The organism is Pseudarthrobacter phenanthrenivorans, assembly GCF_036455295.1.
Lineage (GTDB): Bacteria > Actinomycetota > Actinomycetes > Actinomycetales > Micrococcaceae > Arthrobacter > Arthrobacter phenanthrenivorans_C.
In genome coordinates this window covers 91489-106958 of the sequence record NZ_JAYXNX010000010.1, presented here as the reverse complement: position 1 = coordinate 106958, position 15470 = coordinate 91489, and the positions used below count along the sequence as shown (strand labels likewise).

17 protein-coding genes and 1 pseudogene are annotated in these 15470 nt (G+C 66.0%); 9 read left to right on the top strand and 9 right to left on the bottom strand.

Features of this window, described 5'->3' with window-relative positions; all coding sequences use genetic code 11:
• Window positions 1-22: 22 nt before the first annotated feature.
• Window positions 23-829: an exodeoxyribonuclease III gene (locus VXJ37_RS14315; RefSeq protein ID WP_331323697.1), complete on the bottom strand. Its 807-nt coding sequence runs from the start codon at window positions 827-829 to the stop codon at window positions 23-25.
• 164 nt (window positions 830-993) lie between these two features.
• Between VXJ37_RS14315 and VXJ37_RS14310 the strand changes: the two genes are divergently transcribed.
• The 3 genes from VXJ37_RS14310 to VXJ37_RS14300 all read left to right on the top strand — a co-directional run bounded on the left by VXJ37_RS14310 (window position 994) and on the right by VXJ37_RS14300 (window position 3703).
• Window positions 994-2115, top strand: coding sequence for an enoyl-CoA hydratase/isomerase family protein (locus tag VXJ37_RS14310; protein WP_331323696.1), 1122 nt, complete (start codon window positions 994-996; stop codon window positions 2113-2115).
• Window positions 2112-2888: an enoyl-CoA hydratase gene (locus VXJ37_RS14305; RefSeq protein ID WP_331323695.1), complete on the top strand. Its 777-nt coding sequence runs from the start codon at window positions 2112-2114 to the stop codon at window positions 2886-2888. Before VXJ37_RS14310 ends, VXJ37_RS14305 begins: the two co-directional genes overlap by 4 nt.
• 131 nt (window positions 2889-3019) lie before the next feature.
• Window positions 3020-3703, top strand: a complete 684-nt coding sequence (locus VXJ37_RS14300; protein WP_331323694.1) for a DedA family protein — start codon at window positions 3020-3022, stop codon at window positions 3701-3703.
• Between the two features lie 26 nt (window positions 3704-3729).
• Here VXJ37_RS14300 and VXJ37_RS14295 read toward each other — a convergent pair whose 3' ends face one another.
• The 6 genes from VXJ37_RS14295 to VXJ37_RS14270 all read right to left on the bottom strand — a co-directional run bounded on the left by VXJ37_RS14295 (window position 3730) and on the right by VXJ37_RS14270 (window position 8013).
• Window positions 3730-4512, bottom strand: a complete 783-nt coding sequence (locus VXJ37_RS14295; RefSeq protein WP_331323693.1) for a MerR family transcriptional regulator — start codon at window positions 4510-4512, stop codon at window positions 3730-3732.
• Between the two features lie 68 nt (window positions 4513-4580).
• On the bottom strand, window positions 4581-4916 hold the full coding sequence (locus tag VXJ37_RS14290) for a hypothetical protein (RefSeq protein WP_331323692.1): 336 nt from the start codon (window positions 4914-4916) through the stop codon (window positions 4581-4583).
• A 120-nt stretch (window positions 4917-5036) separates the two neighbouring features.
• Window positions 5037-5240 carry a cold-shock protein gene (locus tag VXJ37_RS14285; RefSeq protein ID WP_009357211.1) on the bottom strand — a complete coding sequence of 68 codons (204 nt, stop codon included), beginning with the start codon at window positions 5238-5240 and terminating at the stop codon, window positions 5037-5039.
• A 166-nt stretch (window positions 5241-5406) separates the two neighbouring features.
• Window positions 5407-6600 (bottom strand): acetyl-CoA acetyltransferase, encoded by a 1194-nt coding sequence (locus tag VXJ37_RS14280; protein ID WP_331323691.1) that lies wholly within the window; start codon window positions 6598-6600, stop codon window positions 5407-5409.
• Window positions 6597-7268, bottom strand: coding sequence for a CoA transferase subunit B (locus tag VXJ37_RS14275; protein ID WP_331323690.1), 672 nt, complete (start codon window positions 7266-7268; stop codon window positions 6597-6599). The genes VXJ37_RS14280 and VXJ37_RS14275 overlap by 4 nt, the downstream gene beginning before the upstream one ends.
• 28 nt (window positions 7269-7296) lie before the next feature.
• Window positions 7297-8013 carry a CoA transferase subunit A gene (locus tag VXJ37_RS14270; RefSeq protein WP_331323689.1) on the bottom strand — a complete coding sequence of 239 codons (717 nt, stop codon included), beginning with the start codon at window positions 8011-8013 and terminating at the stop codon, window positions 7297-7299.
• Between the two features lie 166 nt (window positions 8014-8179).
• Here VXJ37_RS14270 and VXJ37_RS14265 point away from each other — a divergent pair, with 166 nt between their 5' ends.
• Window positions 8180-8977 (top strand): IclR family transcriptional regulator, encoded by a 798-nt coding sequence (locus VXJ37_RS14265; RefSeq protein ID WP_331323688.1) that lies wholly within the window; start codon window positions 8180-8182, stop codon window positions 8975-8977.
• 135 nt (window positions 8978-9112) lie between these two features.
• Here VXJ37_RS14265 and nadE read toward each other — a convergent pair whose 3' ends face one another.
• Complete coding sequence (nadE, locus tag VXJ37_RS14260; RefSeq protein ID WP_331323687.1) at window positions 9113-9967, bottom strand: ammonia-dependent NAD(+) synthetase; 855 nt, start codon at window positions 9965-9967, stop codon at window positions 9113-9115.
• Window positions 9968-10042: 75 nt separating this feature from the next.
• Between nadE and VXJ37_RS14255 the strand changes: the two are divergent.
• The 5 genes and pseudogenes from VXJ37_RS14255 to VXJ37_RS14235 form a co-directional block, all read left to right on the top strand.
• Window positions 10043-11254: pseudogene (locus VXJ37_RS14255) on the top strand (FAD-dependent oxidoreductase); the annotation flags it as partial.
• 96 nt (window positions 11255-11350) lie between these two features.
• Window positions 11351-11935 carry an orotate phosphoribosyltransferase gene (gene pyrE / locus VXJ37_RS14250; protein WP_331323762.1) on the top strand — a complete coding sequence of 195 codons (585 nt, stop codon included), beginning with the start codon at window positions 11351-11353 and terminating at the stop codon, window positions 11933-11935.
• A gap of 118 nt (window positions 11936-12053) precedes the next feature.
• On the top strand, window positions 12054-12800 hold the full coding sequence (locus tag VXJ37_RS14245; protein ID WP_331323686.1) for a GAF and ANTAR domain-containing protein: 747 nt from the start codon (window positions 12054-12056) through the stop codon (window positions 12798-12800).
• 80 nt (window positions 12801-12880) lie between these two features.
• Entirely contained in the window at window positions 12881-13501 is a 621-nt protein-coding gene (locus VXJ37_RS14240; protein WP_331323685.1) for a hypothetical protein, read from the top strand.
• Window positions 13502-13570: 69 nt separating this feature from the next.
• Entirely contained in the window at window positions 13571-14611 is a 1041-nt protein-coding gene (locus VXJ37_RS14235; RefSeq protein ID WP_331323684.1) for an alpha/beta hydrolase, read from the top strand.
• Here the strand turns inward: VXJ37_RS14235 and VXJ37_RS14230 are convergent.
• Complete coding sequence (locus VXJ37_RS14230; protein ID WP_331323683.1) at window positions 14608-15444, bottom strand: HAD-IIA family hydrolase; 837 nt, start codon at window positions 15442-15444, stop codon at window positions 14608-14610. The genes VXJ37_RS14235 and VXJ37_RS14230 overlap by 4 nt on opposite strands.
• Window positions 15445-15470 lie beyond the last annotated feature (26 nt).

The window sequence follows — 15470 nt, the reverse complement described above, 5'->3', positions numbered from 1 at the left end:
GCATGGGTCCAGGGTGACGTCATTAGTCCGCCAGTTCCACAAGTACGGGGGCGTGGTCGGAGGCACCTTTGCCCTTGCGTTCCTCACGGTCGATGGCGGCGCCTGTGACACGCGCGGCCAGGGCGGGGGAAGCCAGGACGAAGTCGATCCGCATGCCTTCCTTTTTGGGGAACCGCAGCTGGGTGTAGTCCCAGTAGGTGTAGACGCCGGGGCCAGGGGTGTAGGGGCGCACCACGTCCGTATAGCCGGCCGCTTCGAAGGCATGGAACGCCTCACGTTCCGGCGGGCTGACGTGCGTTGACCGGTTGTTGATGAACAGGTCGATGTCCCAGACATCGTCATCGAAGGGTGCGATGTTCCAGTCGCCCATCAACGCCACCTGCGCCTGTGGGTTCTCCGTAACCAGCCCCTGGGCGTGCGTCTTCAGGCTCTCCAACCACTTGAGCTTGTACGGCATGTGCTCGTCGTCGAGGGAGCGGCCGTTGGGGACGTAAAGACTCCAGATGCGGATGCCACCGCAGGTGGCCGCCATGGCCCGGGCTTCCTGCACCGGATCCTTGCCGGCCTTGCCGAACGATGGCTGGTCCAGGAACGTCCGCTCCACGTCCTCAAGCCCCACACGGGAGGCGATGGCCACGCCGTTCCACTGGTTGACTCCGAAGTGGGCCACCTCGTAGCCCATCCGCTCAAAGAGCTCCCAGGGGAAGTTCTCGTCCTTGCACTTGGTCTCCTGGATGGCAAGGACATCGCAGTCGCTGCGCTGGAGCCACGCTTCAACGCGGTCGGCGCGGGCTCGGAGCGAGTTCACATTCCAGGTAGCTATCTTCACGGTTCCTAACTTACCTTGGCAGCCGCACGGCGGGTAAAGCCTTCGACGGCGTCGGCCCCGCCGTTCCCGGTCCCGTTCGTTCGCGGACGGTGGGGACGGGTATATTCGCAACAGAATGACCTGGATCACTCGTCCGGCCACCATGCAAAGGAGCGCTCCAGCCGATGACCGCAGCCAAGGGCACCACCACGGACAGCACGGCTGAGAGCGGAAGCGCGGAGGTTCTTTTTGAACGCCGCGGCCGCCTGGGCGTGATCACCCTGAACCGACCGAGGGCAGTCAATGCGCTCACAGCAGGAATGGTCGATCTTCTGCTGCGGCAGCTAATTGCATGGACGGACGACGGCGGCGTGGCCACAGTCCTGGTGCAGGGCGCCGGGGAGCGGGGCCTGTGCGCCGGCGGAGACATCGTGGCGATTTACAGGGACATGCTGCACGGCGGCACCGCGACCGCGGATTTCTGGCAGACCGAGTACCGCATGAATTCGCTGATTTCCCGGTACCCCAAGCCGTATGTCGCTTTGATGGACGGCCTGGTTCTGGGCGGGGGAGTCGGCATCTCCGCGCATGGCAGCGTCCGTGTGGTCACGGAACGGACCAGGATGGGCATGCCGGAGACCACCATTGGGTTCGCCCCGGACGTCGGGGGGACGTTCCTGCTGTCCCGCGCACCAGGCGAAACAGGGACGCACGCGGCGTTGACCGGCGCGCACCTGGATGCGGGGGACGCCTTGTTCCTCGGTCTTGCCGACCACTTCGTGCCCTCCCACGCGCTGCCCCGCCTGGTTGCGGCGCTGGAAGATGAAAGCCCGGAAGCCGCCGTCGCCCGTTATTCCGACGACCCTCCTGCCTCGATACTGGCGGGGCAGCGGGACTGGATCGATTGGTGCTACGCCTCGGACGAGGCCGGGGACATCGTGGCCCGCCTCCGCGCCTGGACCGGGGCCGGCCGCGATGATGCCGCCGAGGCCGCGGACACCATCGAAGCCAAATCGCCCACCTCGGTCAAAGTTACGCTGGCCGCACTGCGAGGTGCCGCGGAGCTGACCCTGGATGAGGCCCTGGCCCGGGAGTACCGGGCGGGAATCCGGTTCCTTGCCGGACCCGATTTCCGCGAAGGGATCCGCGCGCAGGTGGTGGACAAGGACAGGAACCCGCAGTGGAAACCTGCCACCTTGGCCGAGGTGCTTCCAAACCAGGTGGACCGGTTCTTTCAGCCGCTGGACGGCGGGGAACTGGATCTGCGGACAACCACAGCAGCACACGACGACGGGAGCCCCGAATGACGGAGTACGCCAACATCCTGGTGGAGCAGCAGGGCAGGGTAGGGCTGGTGACGCTGAACAGACCCTCGGCATTGAATGCGCTGAACAAGGCCACCATGGAAGAACTGGTGGCCGCGGTGACCGCGATGGATGCTGATCCCGGCGTGGGCGCAGTGGTGGTCACGGGCTCGGGCAAGGCCTTTGCCGCGGGTGCGGACATCAAGGAGATGGCCGACCAAGGCTACATGGACATGTACACCGCTGACTGGTTCCGGGGCTGGGAAGACTTCACCCGCCTGCGCATCCCCACCATCGCGGCGGTGTCCGGCTTTGCCCTGGGCGGCGGCTGCGAGCTGGCCATGATGTGCGACATCATCATCGCGGGCGACAACGCGAAGTTCGGCCAGCCCGAGATCAACCTCGCCGTGCTGCCTGGGATGGGCGGTTCGCAGCGGCTCACGCGGGCCGTGGGCAAGGCCAAGGCCATGGACATGATCCTCACGGGCAGGTTCATCGACGCCGAGGAAGCCGAGCGCTGTGGGCTGGTCTCCCGGGTGGTTCCGGCCGCGGATGTGGTGTCGCAGGCACTGGAGGTGGCCGGTGTAATCGCCGGAAAATCCAAGCCCGCGGCGATGGCAGCGAAAGAGGCCGTCAACGCCGCGTTCGAAACCGGGTTGGCGCAGGGAGTGATCTTCGAGCGCCGGCTGTTCCATTCCCTGTTCGCCACAGAGGACCAGAAAGAAGGCATGGCCGCGTTCGCGCAGAAGCGCCAGCCTGAGTTCAAGCACCGGTAAGTACGGGAGCTTCTTTCTTAGGTGCCCTGCGCTGCGCGGCCGGGCTGGCGCGGATGCGCGTGGCCAGGCCCGTAAGGTGGAGGCGACGGGTCAGTAACGGGGCATGGCGTGCAACGGAACGGAACAGGCGTATGGGGACAATCATGACCGCCGCAGCCAGCCCTGCCGATGGGCTTACGGGAATCGTGGGTTTTGCGGCGCGGGCCATTGATGCCCTGGGCGAGTGGGGCGTGGGGGCCTTCACCCTTGCAGAGACGGTGGTGCCCCCCATTCCCAGCGAGGTAATTCTCCCGCTGGCGGGCTACCTCGCCAAGCAAGGGTCCTTGAACCTCTTCCTCGTGTTCGCCGCCAGCACCGCGGGCGCGTACCTGGGGGCCCTGTTCCTTTACTGGTTGGGAGCCAAACTGGGGCTGGAGCGCTCCATCGGGTGGTTGTCCAAGTTGCCGCTAATTGACCGGGAGGATTTCGAGCACGCAGCGGCTTGGTTTCGCCGCCACGGCAGGTCGTCCATCTTCTTCGGACGCCTCCTGCCCGGAGTTCGCAGCCTCATCTCACTGCCGGCGGGAGCGGCGGGGATGAATGTGGGAACGTTCACCCTCTTCACCCTGGCGGGCAGCGGTCTCTGGAACGGTGCCCTGGTTGGCCTGGGCTACCTTCTGGGAACCCAGTACCGGCTTATCGAGGAGTACTCCCGGCTCCTGAACTACGCCGTGTATGCCGCGCTCGCCCTCGCCGTGGTCCTGCTCATCATCCGCCGGACTAAACGGGCCAAGGCCAGGCGGTCGCCGGAGGAACGGGCCGATAGCCTACGCTGACGGCAACGTCCGGTGGCACCTGACCCTTACAGGGACATGTCGACGTAGGCGCGCAGCGCTGCCTGTACGAAGCGTGCTCCCTGCATACCGCCGTAATTGTCGGCGAAGCGGGGGTCCGCGACGTACATCTCCGCCAACCCGAGTACGTACCCACGCAGGTCTCCATTGCCGGCAGCGGGGGTTCCGGGGATGGACTTCAGCCAGGCCAGGTGCCGCCGTGCCAGATCCTGCGCCTCGGCTCCGTCAGGGGCGGACCCGGCGGCCGCTGCCGTGCGCCAATCCCTGCCAAGCTCCTCAGCCACGGACTTCCACTCCTGCTTTTCCGCTGCCGGCATGCTTCGCCACCAGGCGTCCGATTTTGCGTAAGTGTTTTTGCCCCAGCGTTCCTCGACCTCGTCCTTGTACTTGGTGTGGTCGAAACCTTCGAACATGTTCTCTGCCACCAGTTGGCCTCCTGCCTTCACTGTTTCAATCGTTTGCCGGACCGACTCCGCCTGCAGGGCCAACCGTTGCTGCTCCTGGCCCAGCCATTCGAGATGCCGGCTGAGCGCCGCCACGGGATCGGCGTGGCGGTGGAAGACCTCCTGAATGGCGGGCAGGCCGAGGCCCAGCTCGCGCAGCAAAAGGATGCGCTGCAGCTGGAGGAGGGCGGCGCCATCGTAATAGCGGTAGCCGTTGCCGCCCACCCGGCTGGGCTTCAGCAGGCCGATATCGTCATAGTGCCTCAGCGTGCGGCTGGTGGTGCCTGCGATCCTGGCCACCTCATGGGTGGACCAGTCCCTGTCCGCGGAACCCGGTGATGTTTCCATGCCTCGAGCCTAGGGTTTGACGCTGCGTCAAGGTCAACCGCCTGAAAGCCGGCAACCGCGCAGCGGATTTACCTGGCGTGCCGGTTCCAGGGCCTGCGGTGCCTGGCCTGGGCCACGAGCCGCGTGAACGCGAACACAAAGACCGCCTCAAACAACAGCATGAGGCCCATCAGCAGCCACTGCTGCCGGGTGATGAAGACGATGCAACCGGTCAGGGCGAGGATTGTTCCCAGTGCCAGTGCGTAGATGGCGAAGCCAACGGCAACCCGGGCGCTGCGCACCCCGGTACGGAAGCCGAAGCCGTATGGCTCCCCGCCCGGCTGGCCGGGCACGCGGTCCGGAGCGGCGGGGCCGAGGGCATCAAATTCCTCCCACGGGTCCCTGTCCTGGTCGTGTGCCGTCATGGGTCAATTATCCCAAACGGAACCACCGAACGGTGCCGGGGCATAAAAACAGCGGCCCTCCACCGAGGGTGGAAGGCCGCTGGAATGGGGTCCCGGCACTAGCCGGAGGCCGCCGAAGACTTAGAGCGGGCGGATGTTCTCTGCCTGCGGGCCCTTGGGACCCTGGGTCACATCGAATTCGACCTTCTGGTTCTCGTCCAGTGAGCGGTAGCCGCTGGTGGCGATTGCCGAGTAGTGGGCGAAAACGTCAGCGGACCCGTCATCGGGGGCAATGAAGCCAAAACCCTTTTCGGCGTTGAACCATTTAACTGTGCCTGTTGCCATGGCTGCATTCCTTCATGTGACTCTGATTCTCTCCCCGGGGATCGTCCCGGAGTGCGCGGGAGTTAATCCCCCACAGTCCCCAACGTACGGGGCGCAGGGCCAGGGTGCAAGGGTAAGCGCCATAAACCCCTGACCCGCGGCGATATCGAAGCCCCGGATGGTGGGTTTAGACGGCTTCCAGGATGCTGACGTAGTTGGCGATTCCCACGCCGCCCATGTTCTGCACTGCCGCGCGCCGGGGAGCGGGCAGCTGCATGTCTCCCGCGGTGCCGGTGAGCTGCATGGCTGCCAGGACGTGCTGGGATACGCCGGTGGCCCCCACGGGGTGGCCCTTGGACTTGAGGCCGCCGGAGACATTGACCGGCAGCTTGCCGTCCTTGAAGACCCAGCCCTCCTGGAGGGCCCTGGCGCCTTGGCCGGGTTCTGCCAGGCCCATGGCCTCGTACATCAGCAGCTCGGCGATGGTGAAGCAGTCGTGGACTTCGGCCAGATCCAGGTCTTCGAGCCCGACGCCGGCCATCGCCAGGGCGCGCTGCCACGAGACGCGGGTGGCCTCGAACGCGGTGGGGTCCCGGCGTGCGGCGGGGAAGAAGTCGTTGGCGTGTCCAAAGCCCGCGAGCCGGACCGGGGCCGTGGCACCGCCGGTGGGGGAGGTGGACAGCACGACGGCGGCAGCACCATCCGAGACCGGGGAACAGTCCGTGCGGCGCAGCGGATCGGCCACCATGGGGTTCTTGTCCGAGACGGTCCGGCAGAACTCCTCGCCGAGGTCCTTCCGGAGCTGGGCGTACGGGTTATCCACGCCATTGCGGTGGTTCTTGGCAGCGATCGTGCCCAGCACATCACCGAGGTTGCCGGCGGCGTCGTACCGCTTGGCGTAGTGCTTGGCCACCTCGGCGAAAAGGCCCGTGAACCCCGTCGTGGAGGGCTTGCCGGCCATGTCGTAGTCCGCGCCCAGGAGGCCGGCACCCACTACGTCCGCTCCGGCATGGGTCATCTTTTCCGCGCCAACAACCAGGACGGTCTTCGCCGTCCCCGCGAGCAGTGACTTGGTGCCTTGCTGGAACGCGGCCGAACCCGAGGCGCAGGCGTTCTCCACGCGGGTGGCCGGGACGTTGGCCAGGTCCGGTGAGACCTGCAGTGCCAGCGAGGACGGGAAGGCCAGCGGCATCATGCCGGAGTTGAACTGCCCAACGTAGATCTCATCGATCTGGCCCGGCTCGATGCCTGCGGTGCTGATGGCGTCCGTGGCTACCTGAACGATCAGGGATTCCAGGGTGTCGTCGGCGAGCTTGCCGAACCGGCTGTGGCCCCAGCCGGTGATCAGGACGTCCTTGCCGAACTGGTCTTTGAGGCTCATGCTGCCACTTCCTCATTCTCGAGCCGGACGTCGAAGTCCGCTTCGGTTTTTTCCCGGATCTCCTCTTCGGTGACCCCCGGAGCCAGCCGGGTCAGCGTGAGCTGCCGCCCGCCGTCGTCGTCCTTCGCCAGGTCAAAGACGGCAAGGTCGCTGATGATCCGGTCCACGCAGCTGAGCCCGGTCAAGGGCAGGGTGCATTCGCGCACGATCTTGGCCGTGCCGTCCTTGGCGTTGTGCTCGGTGAGGACCACAACCCGGGGTGTGCCGGCCACCAGGTCCATGGCACCGCCCATGCCCTTGACCATCTTGCCGGGGATGGTCCAGTTGGCCAGGTCGCCGTTGCCGGAGACCTGCATGGCGCCCAGGATGGCCACTTTGACGTGCCCGCCGCGGATCATCCCGAACGAGGTGGCGGAGTCGAAGATGCTTCCGCCCGGCAGTACCGTGACGGTCTGCTTGCCGGCGTTGATGAGGTCCGCGTCCTCGTCGCCCTCGTACGGGAACGGTCCCATGCCCAGCAGGCCGTTCTCGCTCTGCAGGACCACCCGCACGCCCTTGGGCAGGTTGTTGGCCACCAGCGTGGGAATCCCGATCCCCAGGTTCACGTAGTCGCCGTCGTTCAGTTCCTCGGCCGCGATGGCAGCCATTTCATCCCTGGTCCATCCCATGGGGTTTCTCCTTAGAAAAGTGGTGCGATTAGACGGGCAGTGTTTCGGCGCGCTGCCGGACGGTCCGCTGTTCGATGTCCTTGACCCGGTCCGTTGCCTGGACCAGCCGCTGGACAAAGACGCCGGGGGTAACGATGTGGTTGGGGTCCAGCTGGCCGCGCTCCACGATGACTTCCGCCTCGGCAACGGTCAGGACTCCCGCGGTGGCCACCACCGGGTTGAAGTTCCGGGCGGTGTAGCGGTAGGTGAGGTTGCCGTCCGTGTCCGCCGTGTGGGCGTGGACCAGTGCGACGTCGGCGCGGATGGCCCGCTCCTGGACGTACGTTTCGCCGTCGAACACCTCGTGCGGCTTGCCTTCGGCAACCAGCGTCCCCACCCCGGTCTTGGTGTAGAAGGCAGGAATGCCGGCGCCGCCGGCGCGAAGCCGCTCTGCGAGGGTGCCCTGCGGGGTGAACTCCACCTCCAGCTTGCCGGCAAGGTACTGCTCCGCGAACAGCTTGTTCTCACCCACGTAGGAGGCAATCACCTTGCGGACCTGGCCTGCCTCGATCAGGACGCCCAGCCCCTTGCCGTCCACGCCCATGTTGTTGGAGACCACGGTGAGGTCCCGGACGCCGGAATCACGGAGGGCTTCGATCAGGTCGGCGGGAATGCCGCTGAGGCCAAACCCGCCTACCGCGACGGTGATGCCGTCCTGCAGGGCCCCTTCCAGGGCCGCGGCGGCAGAAGCCTGGAGTTTCTTCATGACGTCTCCTCGTTGAGCACGGACGCACGTCCACAAAGTGGACGGCTGGGATCTGAGCTTGGAGACTACGGGCGTCTGGCAGCGAGTGTCAAGAATCACACCCAGCTGTCGTACAGTATGGACATCAGGATAAAAACTATCCATACTGTGGACAGAAGGAGGCTTTATGCCTGCCGCCCCCGTTCAGGGCGCCCAAGTGGTTGCGCGGATAGCAGGACTGCTGCGGCTGGTGGGCCGCAGTGCCGACGGAATGCCCCTGACGGGCCTGGTCAGGGAATCGGGACTCACCCGCCCCACGGTCTACCGGCTCCTGACCTCCCTTGCCGCGGAGGGCCTGCTGGACCACGACCTCGTCACGGGCAACTGGGTCCTGGGCCCTGAGGCGCTGTTGATGGGATCGGTCGCATCGGCGCGCTTTCCCCTGGAGGACATCGCGCGGCCCAGCCTCCGGCGGCTGGCAGAGGCAACTGGTGAAAGCGCCTTCTTCTCCATCCGCCGCGGCGCCGAGACTGTGTGCCTGCTGCGCGAGGAGGGGAGCTTCCCTGTCCGGTCATTCGTCCTGCATGAGGGCGTACGGTTCCCCCTTGGGGTGGCCTCTGCCGGAACCGCAATCCTGGCCTTCCTGCCCAAAAGCGAGCAGGAGGAGTTGCTGGGCCGCTGGGATGACCATGCCGGCAGCTTCGCCGTGACCCACTCCCCGCAGCTGGTGCGGGACAACCTGACCCGGACCCGGCTGGCCGGCTACTCCGTGAACCCCGGACTGGTCCTGGAGGGAAGCTGGGGGATGGGCGCCGCCGTATTCGACCGTTCCGGGAAGCCCGCCTGGGCGCTGTCCCTCACCGGCATCGAACCCCGCTTCAAGCCCGAACGGCAGGAGGAACTGGGGGGACTGCTGATGGCGGAGGCGCACCGGATCACGCAGCAGCTTGGCGGGGGAGGGAGCGGCGGGCGGCGCACCCGCTGAGTGTGCGTGGCCCAGGCAACAAGGAACGACGGGGGGGCGCCCCCGCTGTGGGTGGGGGGCCCCGCCACCACGCAACGCCGGCGGCCCCCACGTGGCGGGTGGGGGCCGCCGTCGTACTTCCAGGGGTGGGGTCTGCTACAGTCCCGCGCGGGGCTCCTCCGGGCCCTGGTCCTTCCACCAGGTGTCGAAGATGGTCACGGGGACGGTGCGCTTGTGGCGGGTGCGCAGGTACCGCTGTTCGATCGACTCGGCAACGGCGTCCGGGACATCCCGGCCTTCGAGGTAGTCGTCAATCTGGTCGTAGCTGATGCCCAGCTCGTCCTCGTCGGTGCGGCCGGGCCGGTCATCGAGGAGGTCGGCCGTGGGTACTTTCTCCCAAACGCGCGCGGGAGCTCCGAGTTCGGCCAGCAGCGCACGGTTCTGCCGCTTGTTGAGTCCGAACAGGGGCAGGATGTCCGCGCCGCCGTCGCCGTACTTGGTGAAGAAGCCGGTTACGGATTCGGCTCCGTGGTCCGTGCCGATCACCAGGTAATTGAATTCGCCGGCCAGCGCATACTGGGCCGTCATGCGCGTGCGGGCCTTGGTGTTGCCCTTGTGGAAGTCGGAGATTTCCGAGCCCGCAGTCTTTTCGAACTCCTCCTCGAAGCTATCCACCGCGGCCGAAATGTTGAACGTCCACTCCGTTTTGGCCTTGATGAAGTCCAGGGCCGCCTGCGCGTCTTCCTCGTCGTGCTGTACGCCGTAGGGCAGGCGCACGGCCACGAAATTGGCCTCCACGCCCTCGGCCTCAAGCTCGTCCACTGCCAGCTGCGCGAGCTTGCCGGCCAGGGATGAATCCAGGCCCCCCGAGATGCCCAGCACAAAGCCCTTGGTGTGGGTGGCCTTCAGGTATTCCTTGAGGAACGTGACGCGTTTGCGCACCTCCCCTGCGGGGTCGATCCGGGGCTGGACGCCCATTTCTTCAATGATTTTGGCCTGGAGTTCGCGCATGTGGTCCAGCCTAGCCAGGGCTGTCAACAACCCTCAACTGTTCCGGCAGGGACCTGCGCGGCGTACGGTAAATGCATGGAGCGCACGGGGTGTGCCGTGGTGGGCGGGGGCCCGGCGGGAATGATGCTGGGCCTCCTGCTGGCACGGGCAGGGGTGCGCGTGACCGTCCTGGAGAAGCACCGCGACTTCCTGCGGGATTTCCGTGGCGACACCGTCCACGCATCCACCATCCGGCTGATTGACGAACTCGGCCTGGGCGCCGGCTTCCGCTCCCTGCCGCAAAGCAGGCTCAGCAACGTCGCGGTCCCCGTCCCCGGTGCCGGCCTGGTCACCCTCGCGGCCTTCGATTCTCTGAAGCCGCCGTACAACTACGTGGCCATGATGCCCCAGTGGGACTTCCTGGATTTCCTTGCCGCGGCCGCAGCAAGAGAACCGACCTTTTCGCTGCTTATGGAAAGCGAAGCCACGGGGCTGGAGTTCGACGGCGGCCGCGTCACGGGGGTGCGCTACCGGGCCGCCGGCGGGGACCGTGACCAGGTGCTGCATGCCGACGTCGTGGTGGCTGCTGACGGCCGGCACTCGGTGTTGCGCGAGGCAGCGGGGATGCAAACCAAGGAGTATCCGGTGCCTTTCGATACTTGGTGGTTCAGGCTCCCCCGATACGATTCGGAACAGGGGGAGGTAGCCGGTGTGGTCCCCTCGCTGGGGGACCGCGACGCCATGATCGCCCTCAACAGGACCCACTACTACCAAATGGGCTACCTTGCCCCCAAAGGCTCGGATGCGGCCATCCGCGCCAAGGGTGTGGAGTGGTTCCGGCAGCGCGTGGCGGCTCTGCGCCCGGACCTCGCCGACCGCGTTGATTCGATCCGCAGCGTGGACGACCTGCACTGGCTGGACGTTAGGCTGAACCGCCTCCGGCGCTGGTACGTGGACGGATTCCTCTGCATCGGGGACGCCGCCCATGCGATGTCCCCGGCTGGCGGTGTGGGCATCAACCTGGCCATCCAGGACGCCGTGGCGGCAGCGCAACGGCTGGCCCCGGACCTTCGCCGTGGACAGGTGCGGCTCCGCACCCTTGCAGCGGTCCAGCGCCGCCGCCTCATGCCCACCCTGGTGGTGCAAGCCGTGCAGCGCATCATGCACCGGGTTGTCTTCGTTCCGCTCTTCGCAGGCACGCTCTCGGGGGACATGCTCGCCGCGAACGGGCAGAACGGCGGCCGGAGCCGCTTCCCCGTCCAGCGCATGATCTTCTTCATCCTGCGCCACAATCCAGTCATCAGGCGCCTCCTGCCCCGCGTTATCGCCTTGGGACCACGCCCCGAGCACGCGCCGGGCTTTGCCCGCCCGCTGACGGCCACCCCACCTACTAAACTTGAGCCCATGACTTCGCCCACAGACACTGCGGTAGACACTGCAGCTGCCCGCGCCCGACTGCTCGAACTGATCAAGGAACTTGCCGTGGTCCGCGGCAAGGTGATCCTCTCCAGCGGGGCTGAGGCCGATTACTACATCGACCTGCGCCGCATCACGCTGCACCACGAAGCGTCCAAGCTGGTGGGCCAGGTAATGCTGGCACTGGCGGACGACGCCGGAATCGACTTCGAGTGCGCCGGCGGCCTGACCATGGGGGCTGACCCAGTGGGCACCGCGGTGATGCACGCAGCAGCCGACGCGGGCCGCACCGTCGATGCCTTCGTGGTCCGCAAGGCACAGAAGTCCTACGGCATGGGGCGCCAGGTGGAGGGCCCGTCCGTCGAAGGCCGCAAGGTGCTGGTCCTGGAGGACACATCCACTACCGGCGGTTCCGCACTGACGGCCGTTGAAGGCGTCCGCAAAGCCGGCGGCAACGTAGTGGCGGTGGCCGTGATCGTTGACCGCGACACCGGCGCCAAGGAAAAAATCGAAGCCGAAACCGGCGTTCCCTACCTGTTCGCGTTCGGCAAGGACGAGCTGGGGCTTTCCTAGCCGGCCGATCTGGGGGGACGGACCGCTGTTGGAAGCAATTCGGACAGTGTTTTATACTTTGCGTTAACATTTTTCAGTTGCTTGGAGACCACGCATTTTGCTCCCCCCAGAACAGCCCTTGAGCTCAACCGACCAAGTGCAGAACCTCATCCTGGACAGCGCTGACTTCGAGGATTTCCTGAACGAACTGGCCCGGTTCTCCGCCCACCAAATGGCAGGGGACGGCGATGACGCGCTGTGCGGCATTACGCTGCTGCGGGACCGCAAGGCAGCCACCATTGGATGGAGCAGCCCTTCCGCGCGGGAAGTGGACGAAATCCAGTACTCGCTTTCGCAGGGCCCCTGCCTTACTGCGGCAAAAGAGGAACGCGAAGTCTACGTGCCGGACCTCTTGCGGGAGGACCGCTGGGGGCCGGACTATGCCTCTGCCGTTGCCTCCCATGGCCTGCGCTCCGTCTTTTCATTGCCTTTCAACCTTCAGGGCGAAGCCAAGGCCGCGTTGAACCTCTACTCCGACGTCCCGAACAAGTTCGACGGGAGAGCGGCTGAACGGGCGCGGGACTTCACCCGGGAAATCTCGCAGGCCCTGCGCCTGGCCGTCCGGTTCTCGCTGCATGCGGACAGTGCATCCAACCTGCGGGCAACGCTGGAGTCCCGCACCATCATTGACATCGCAGTGGGCATCGTGATGGCCCAAAACCGTTGCAGCCAGGCCGCCGCCGTGGAAATCCTGACCGAGGCGTCCAGCAACAGCAACACCAAACTGCGGGACATCGCCAAATCATTGGTGGATTCGGTGGGCGGTGCCGGTGCGCGCACCTACTACCAGGAGCCCGGAAAGGTCAGCCCGGGTACGGTGGCCTAGGGCAGGTTGTGCCCGGGCTCCTGTGGGGGTTACTCTTGCGGAGGTTGAGCCGTCGGCCATAGACCTCTTTTGGAGTACCTATGGACCGCGCATTAGACGCACTCGTTAACCTTGATGTCCCAGCCGACATCGTCCGGATTGAAGTCCGGGGAACCCTTCACCAGGACTCCCGGGCTGAACTTGCCCACATAATCCGCCGCGTCCGGCGGATGGGCATCCGCTGCCGTATCTGCGTCGATCTCTCCCAGGCCGCGCTCATCGAGTCCTCCGCACTGGCAGGCCTCCGCAGCGACCTCAACGCCCTGGACGCCAACTCGTTGCCGGGTGCGCGGCCCGCAGGTGTCTCCCTGCAGTTCACGCCCACCCCACACGACTGGGCAACGGACGCGCAGTCCAGCAGCCGCCCAATCCCGATGGACGACGACGTCAGGGAGCTTTTCCCCGGCGGCGCGTACTCGGGTGATTTCCCCCAGCTGCCGGTCATGTGGATCGAGGAGCTGTACGGCCGCCCGCTGGGCGAATACACAGACCAGGAATTGCTGCAGGCCAGCGACGCGCTCTTCGCCCTGCTCGACAATCCAGACGCGCCCGACGGGGCGGACCTGCTGGGCCGCTACAACGACGTCGGCCTGGAAATCCACCGCCGCCAGCACGAGCCACTGGCTCCATTCCCGGCCACCGAAGGCCAGGCCGCAAGCTGACGCGCAACGTCACCGAACGTTAACATCCACCGTTGCGGCGGTGACTTTCCCGGGGCTTACGGTAGGAGTGTGCCGTATGAGGGGGAAGTAAATCCGCAGCGCCGGCGGGGGGTCTCCGACGCCCGGCTGCTGGCGCAGGCCGCTGCCCTCAAGCGCTTTTCGCGCCGCACCTTCCTGGCCGGCGCCGGCGCCTCCGGGCTGCTTGCGGCGGACATGCTGGTGACCCGCCAAGTGCAGTCGCAGCGGCGCAGCACCAGGATCCTGTCCGTTCCGGACGACTTTGCCGACGCCTACTACCCGGACGCCAGCTGGTTCCTGTTTCCCGGCTACAAGACCAGCTGGGAGGAGGCGCAGTGGATCCTCAATACCCTCCGTGGCTCGCTGAACAAGCGCGCCCGGCTCGCCGCCGTCGGGTATTCCAACCTGGGGCTGAGCGTTACCGAGGTGGTCAACGCCATCGCCGACTACATCGCCGCGCAGAAGATCACCAAGCTCTTCTTCTATGGACACAGCTTTGGCGGCATGCTCGCCACGCAGGTGGCTGCGCGGCTCCAGGCACTCGAGGGTTTCCAGGTGCAATTCATCCTGCTGGACTCCAGCCCCTACAGCGCCCATGACGTCCTTGACCAAAGCTGGTTCGACGGCGTGGTGTTCCTTTACGAGAGCGGCGTCAGGTTCCCGTCCACCCTGCGCGGCGGATATGAACTGGGGGAGCGGATCATCCACAAGGACGAACGGAGCTGGCGCCAGATCCTCGACCAGACGCTGGAGCAGCTGTCCCCGATCGCTCCGTCCAACGTGCTGGTCCAGACCGAGTCCGCCTACATCTACCACTTCGATGGAAGCCAGTTCGCGGGAAAGCTTGGGACAGCCAAGATGGCCTTCATTGGCAACCCCAAGGACGGGACTGTCGACTACGAGACGGCGTCCGAAACCTGGGCAGTCGTGTTCAAGGACAACATGGTGTCCAGCAACCTCCAGACCACAGGGGCCGCCCCCGCCCACGCCAGTCCCGGCTGGAACCCGCAGATCTACCGGCCGCTCGTGACGGAACTGCTGGACGGGTTCTTCCCCCTGCCGCGGGGCGGCACCCGGGTCAGCATCTTCTAGATCTGGTTCTTCAAATCCGCCACGGAGTTCAGTACCTGGTTGGGCCGGAACGGGTAGGCGGCGATGTCGTCCCTGTGCGTGATGCCGCTAAGGACCAGGACGGTGTGCAGGCCCGCCTCCATGCCGGCGATGATGTCCGTGTCCATCCGGTCACCGATCATCGCGGTGGTTTCGGAGTGTGCATCGATCTGGTTCATTGCGGACCGGAACATCATGGGGTTCGGCTTGCCCACGATGTAGGGCTCACGGCCGGTGGCCTTGGTGATCAGGGCCGCGATGGCACCGGTGGCGGGCATGGGCCCGTCCTTGGAAGGGCCCGTGGCGTCCGGGTTGGTGGCGATGAAGCGTGCACCGGCGAGGATCAGGCGGATAGCGGTGGTGATCGCCTCGAAGGAGTACGTGCGCGTCTCGCCAAGCACCACGAAGTCCGGATTCTGGTCAGTGAGGATGAAGCCGGCCTCGTGCAGCGCCGTCGTCAGTCCTGCCTCGCCGATGGTGTAGGCACGGTTGCCCGACTCGGCGCCCCCGGCGGACACCTGGTCCTTCAGGAACTGGGCGGTTGCCAGGGCGGAGGTCCAGATGTTTTCCTCCGGAATCTCCAGGCCCGACGAGCGGAGGCGGGCGGCGAGGTCGCGGGGCGTGAAGATGGAGTTGTTGGTCAGGACCAGGAAGCGCCTGGACGTATCCACCCAGCGCTGGATGAGTTCGGCAGCCCCGGGGATGGGCTGGTTTTCGTGGACCAGGACTCCGTCCATGTCCGTCAGCCAGCACTCAATCTCCTGCCCGCTGCGGTAAACCGCCGGGTTGCCTGCCACCTGGTCCTCTTCTGCCATGCCTGCCTCCGCGTCGTGATGGTTGC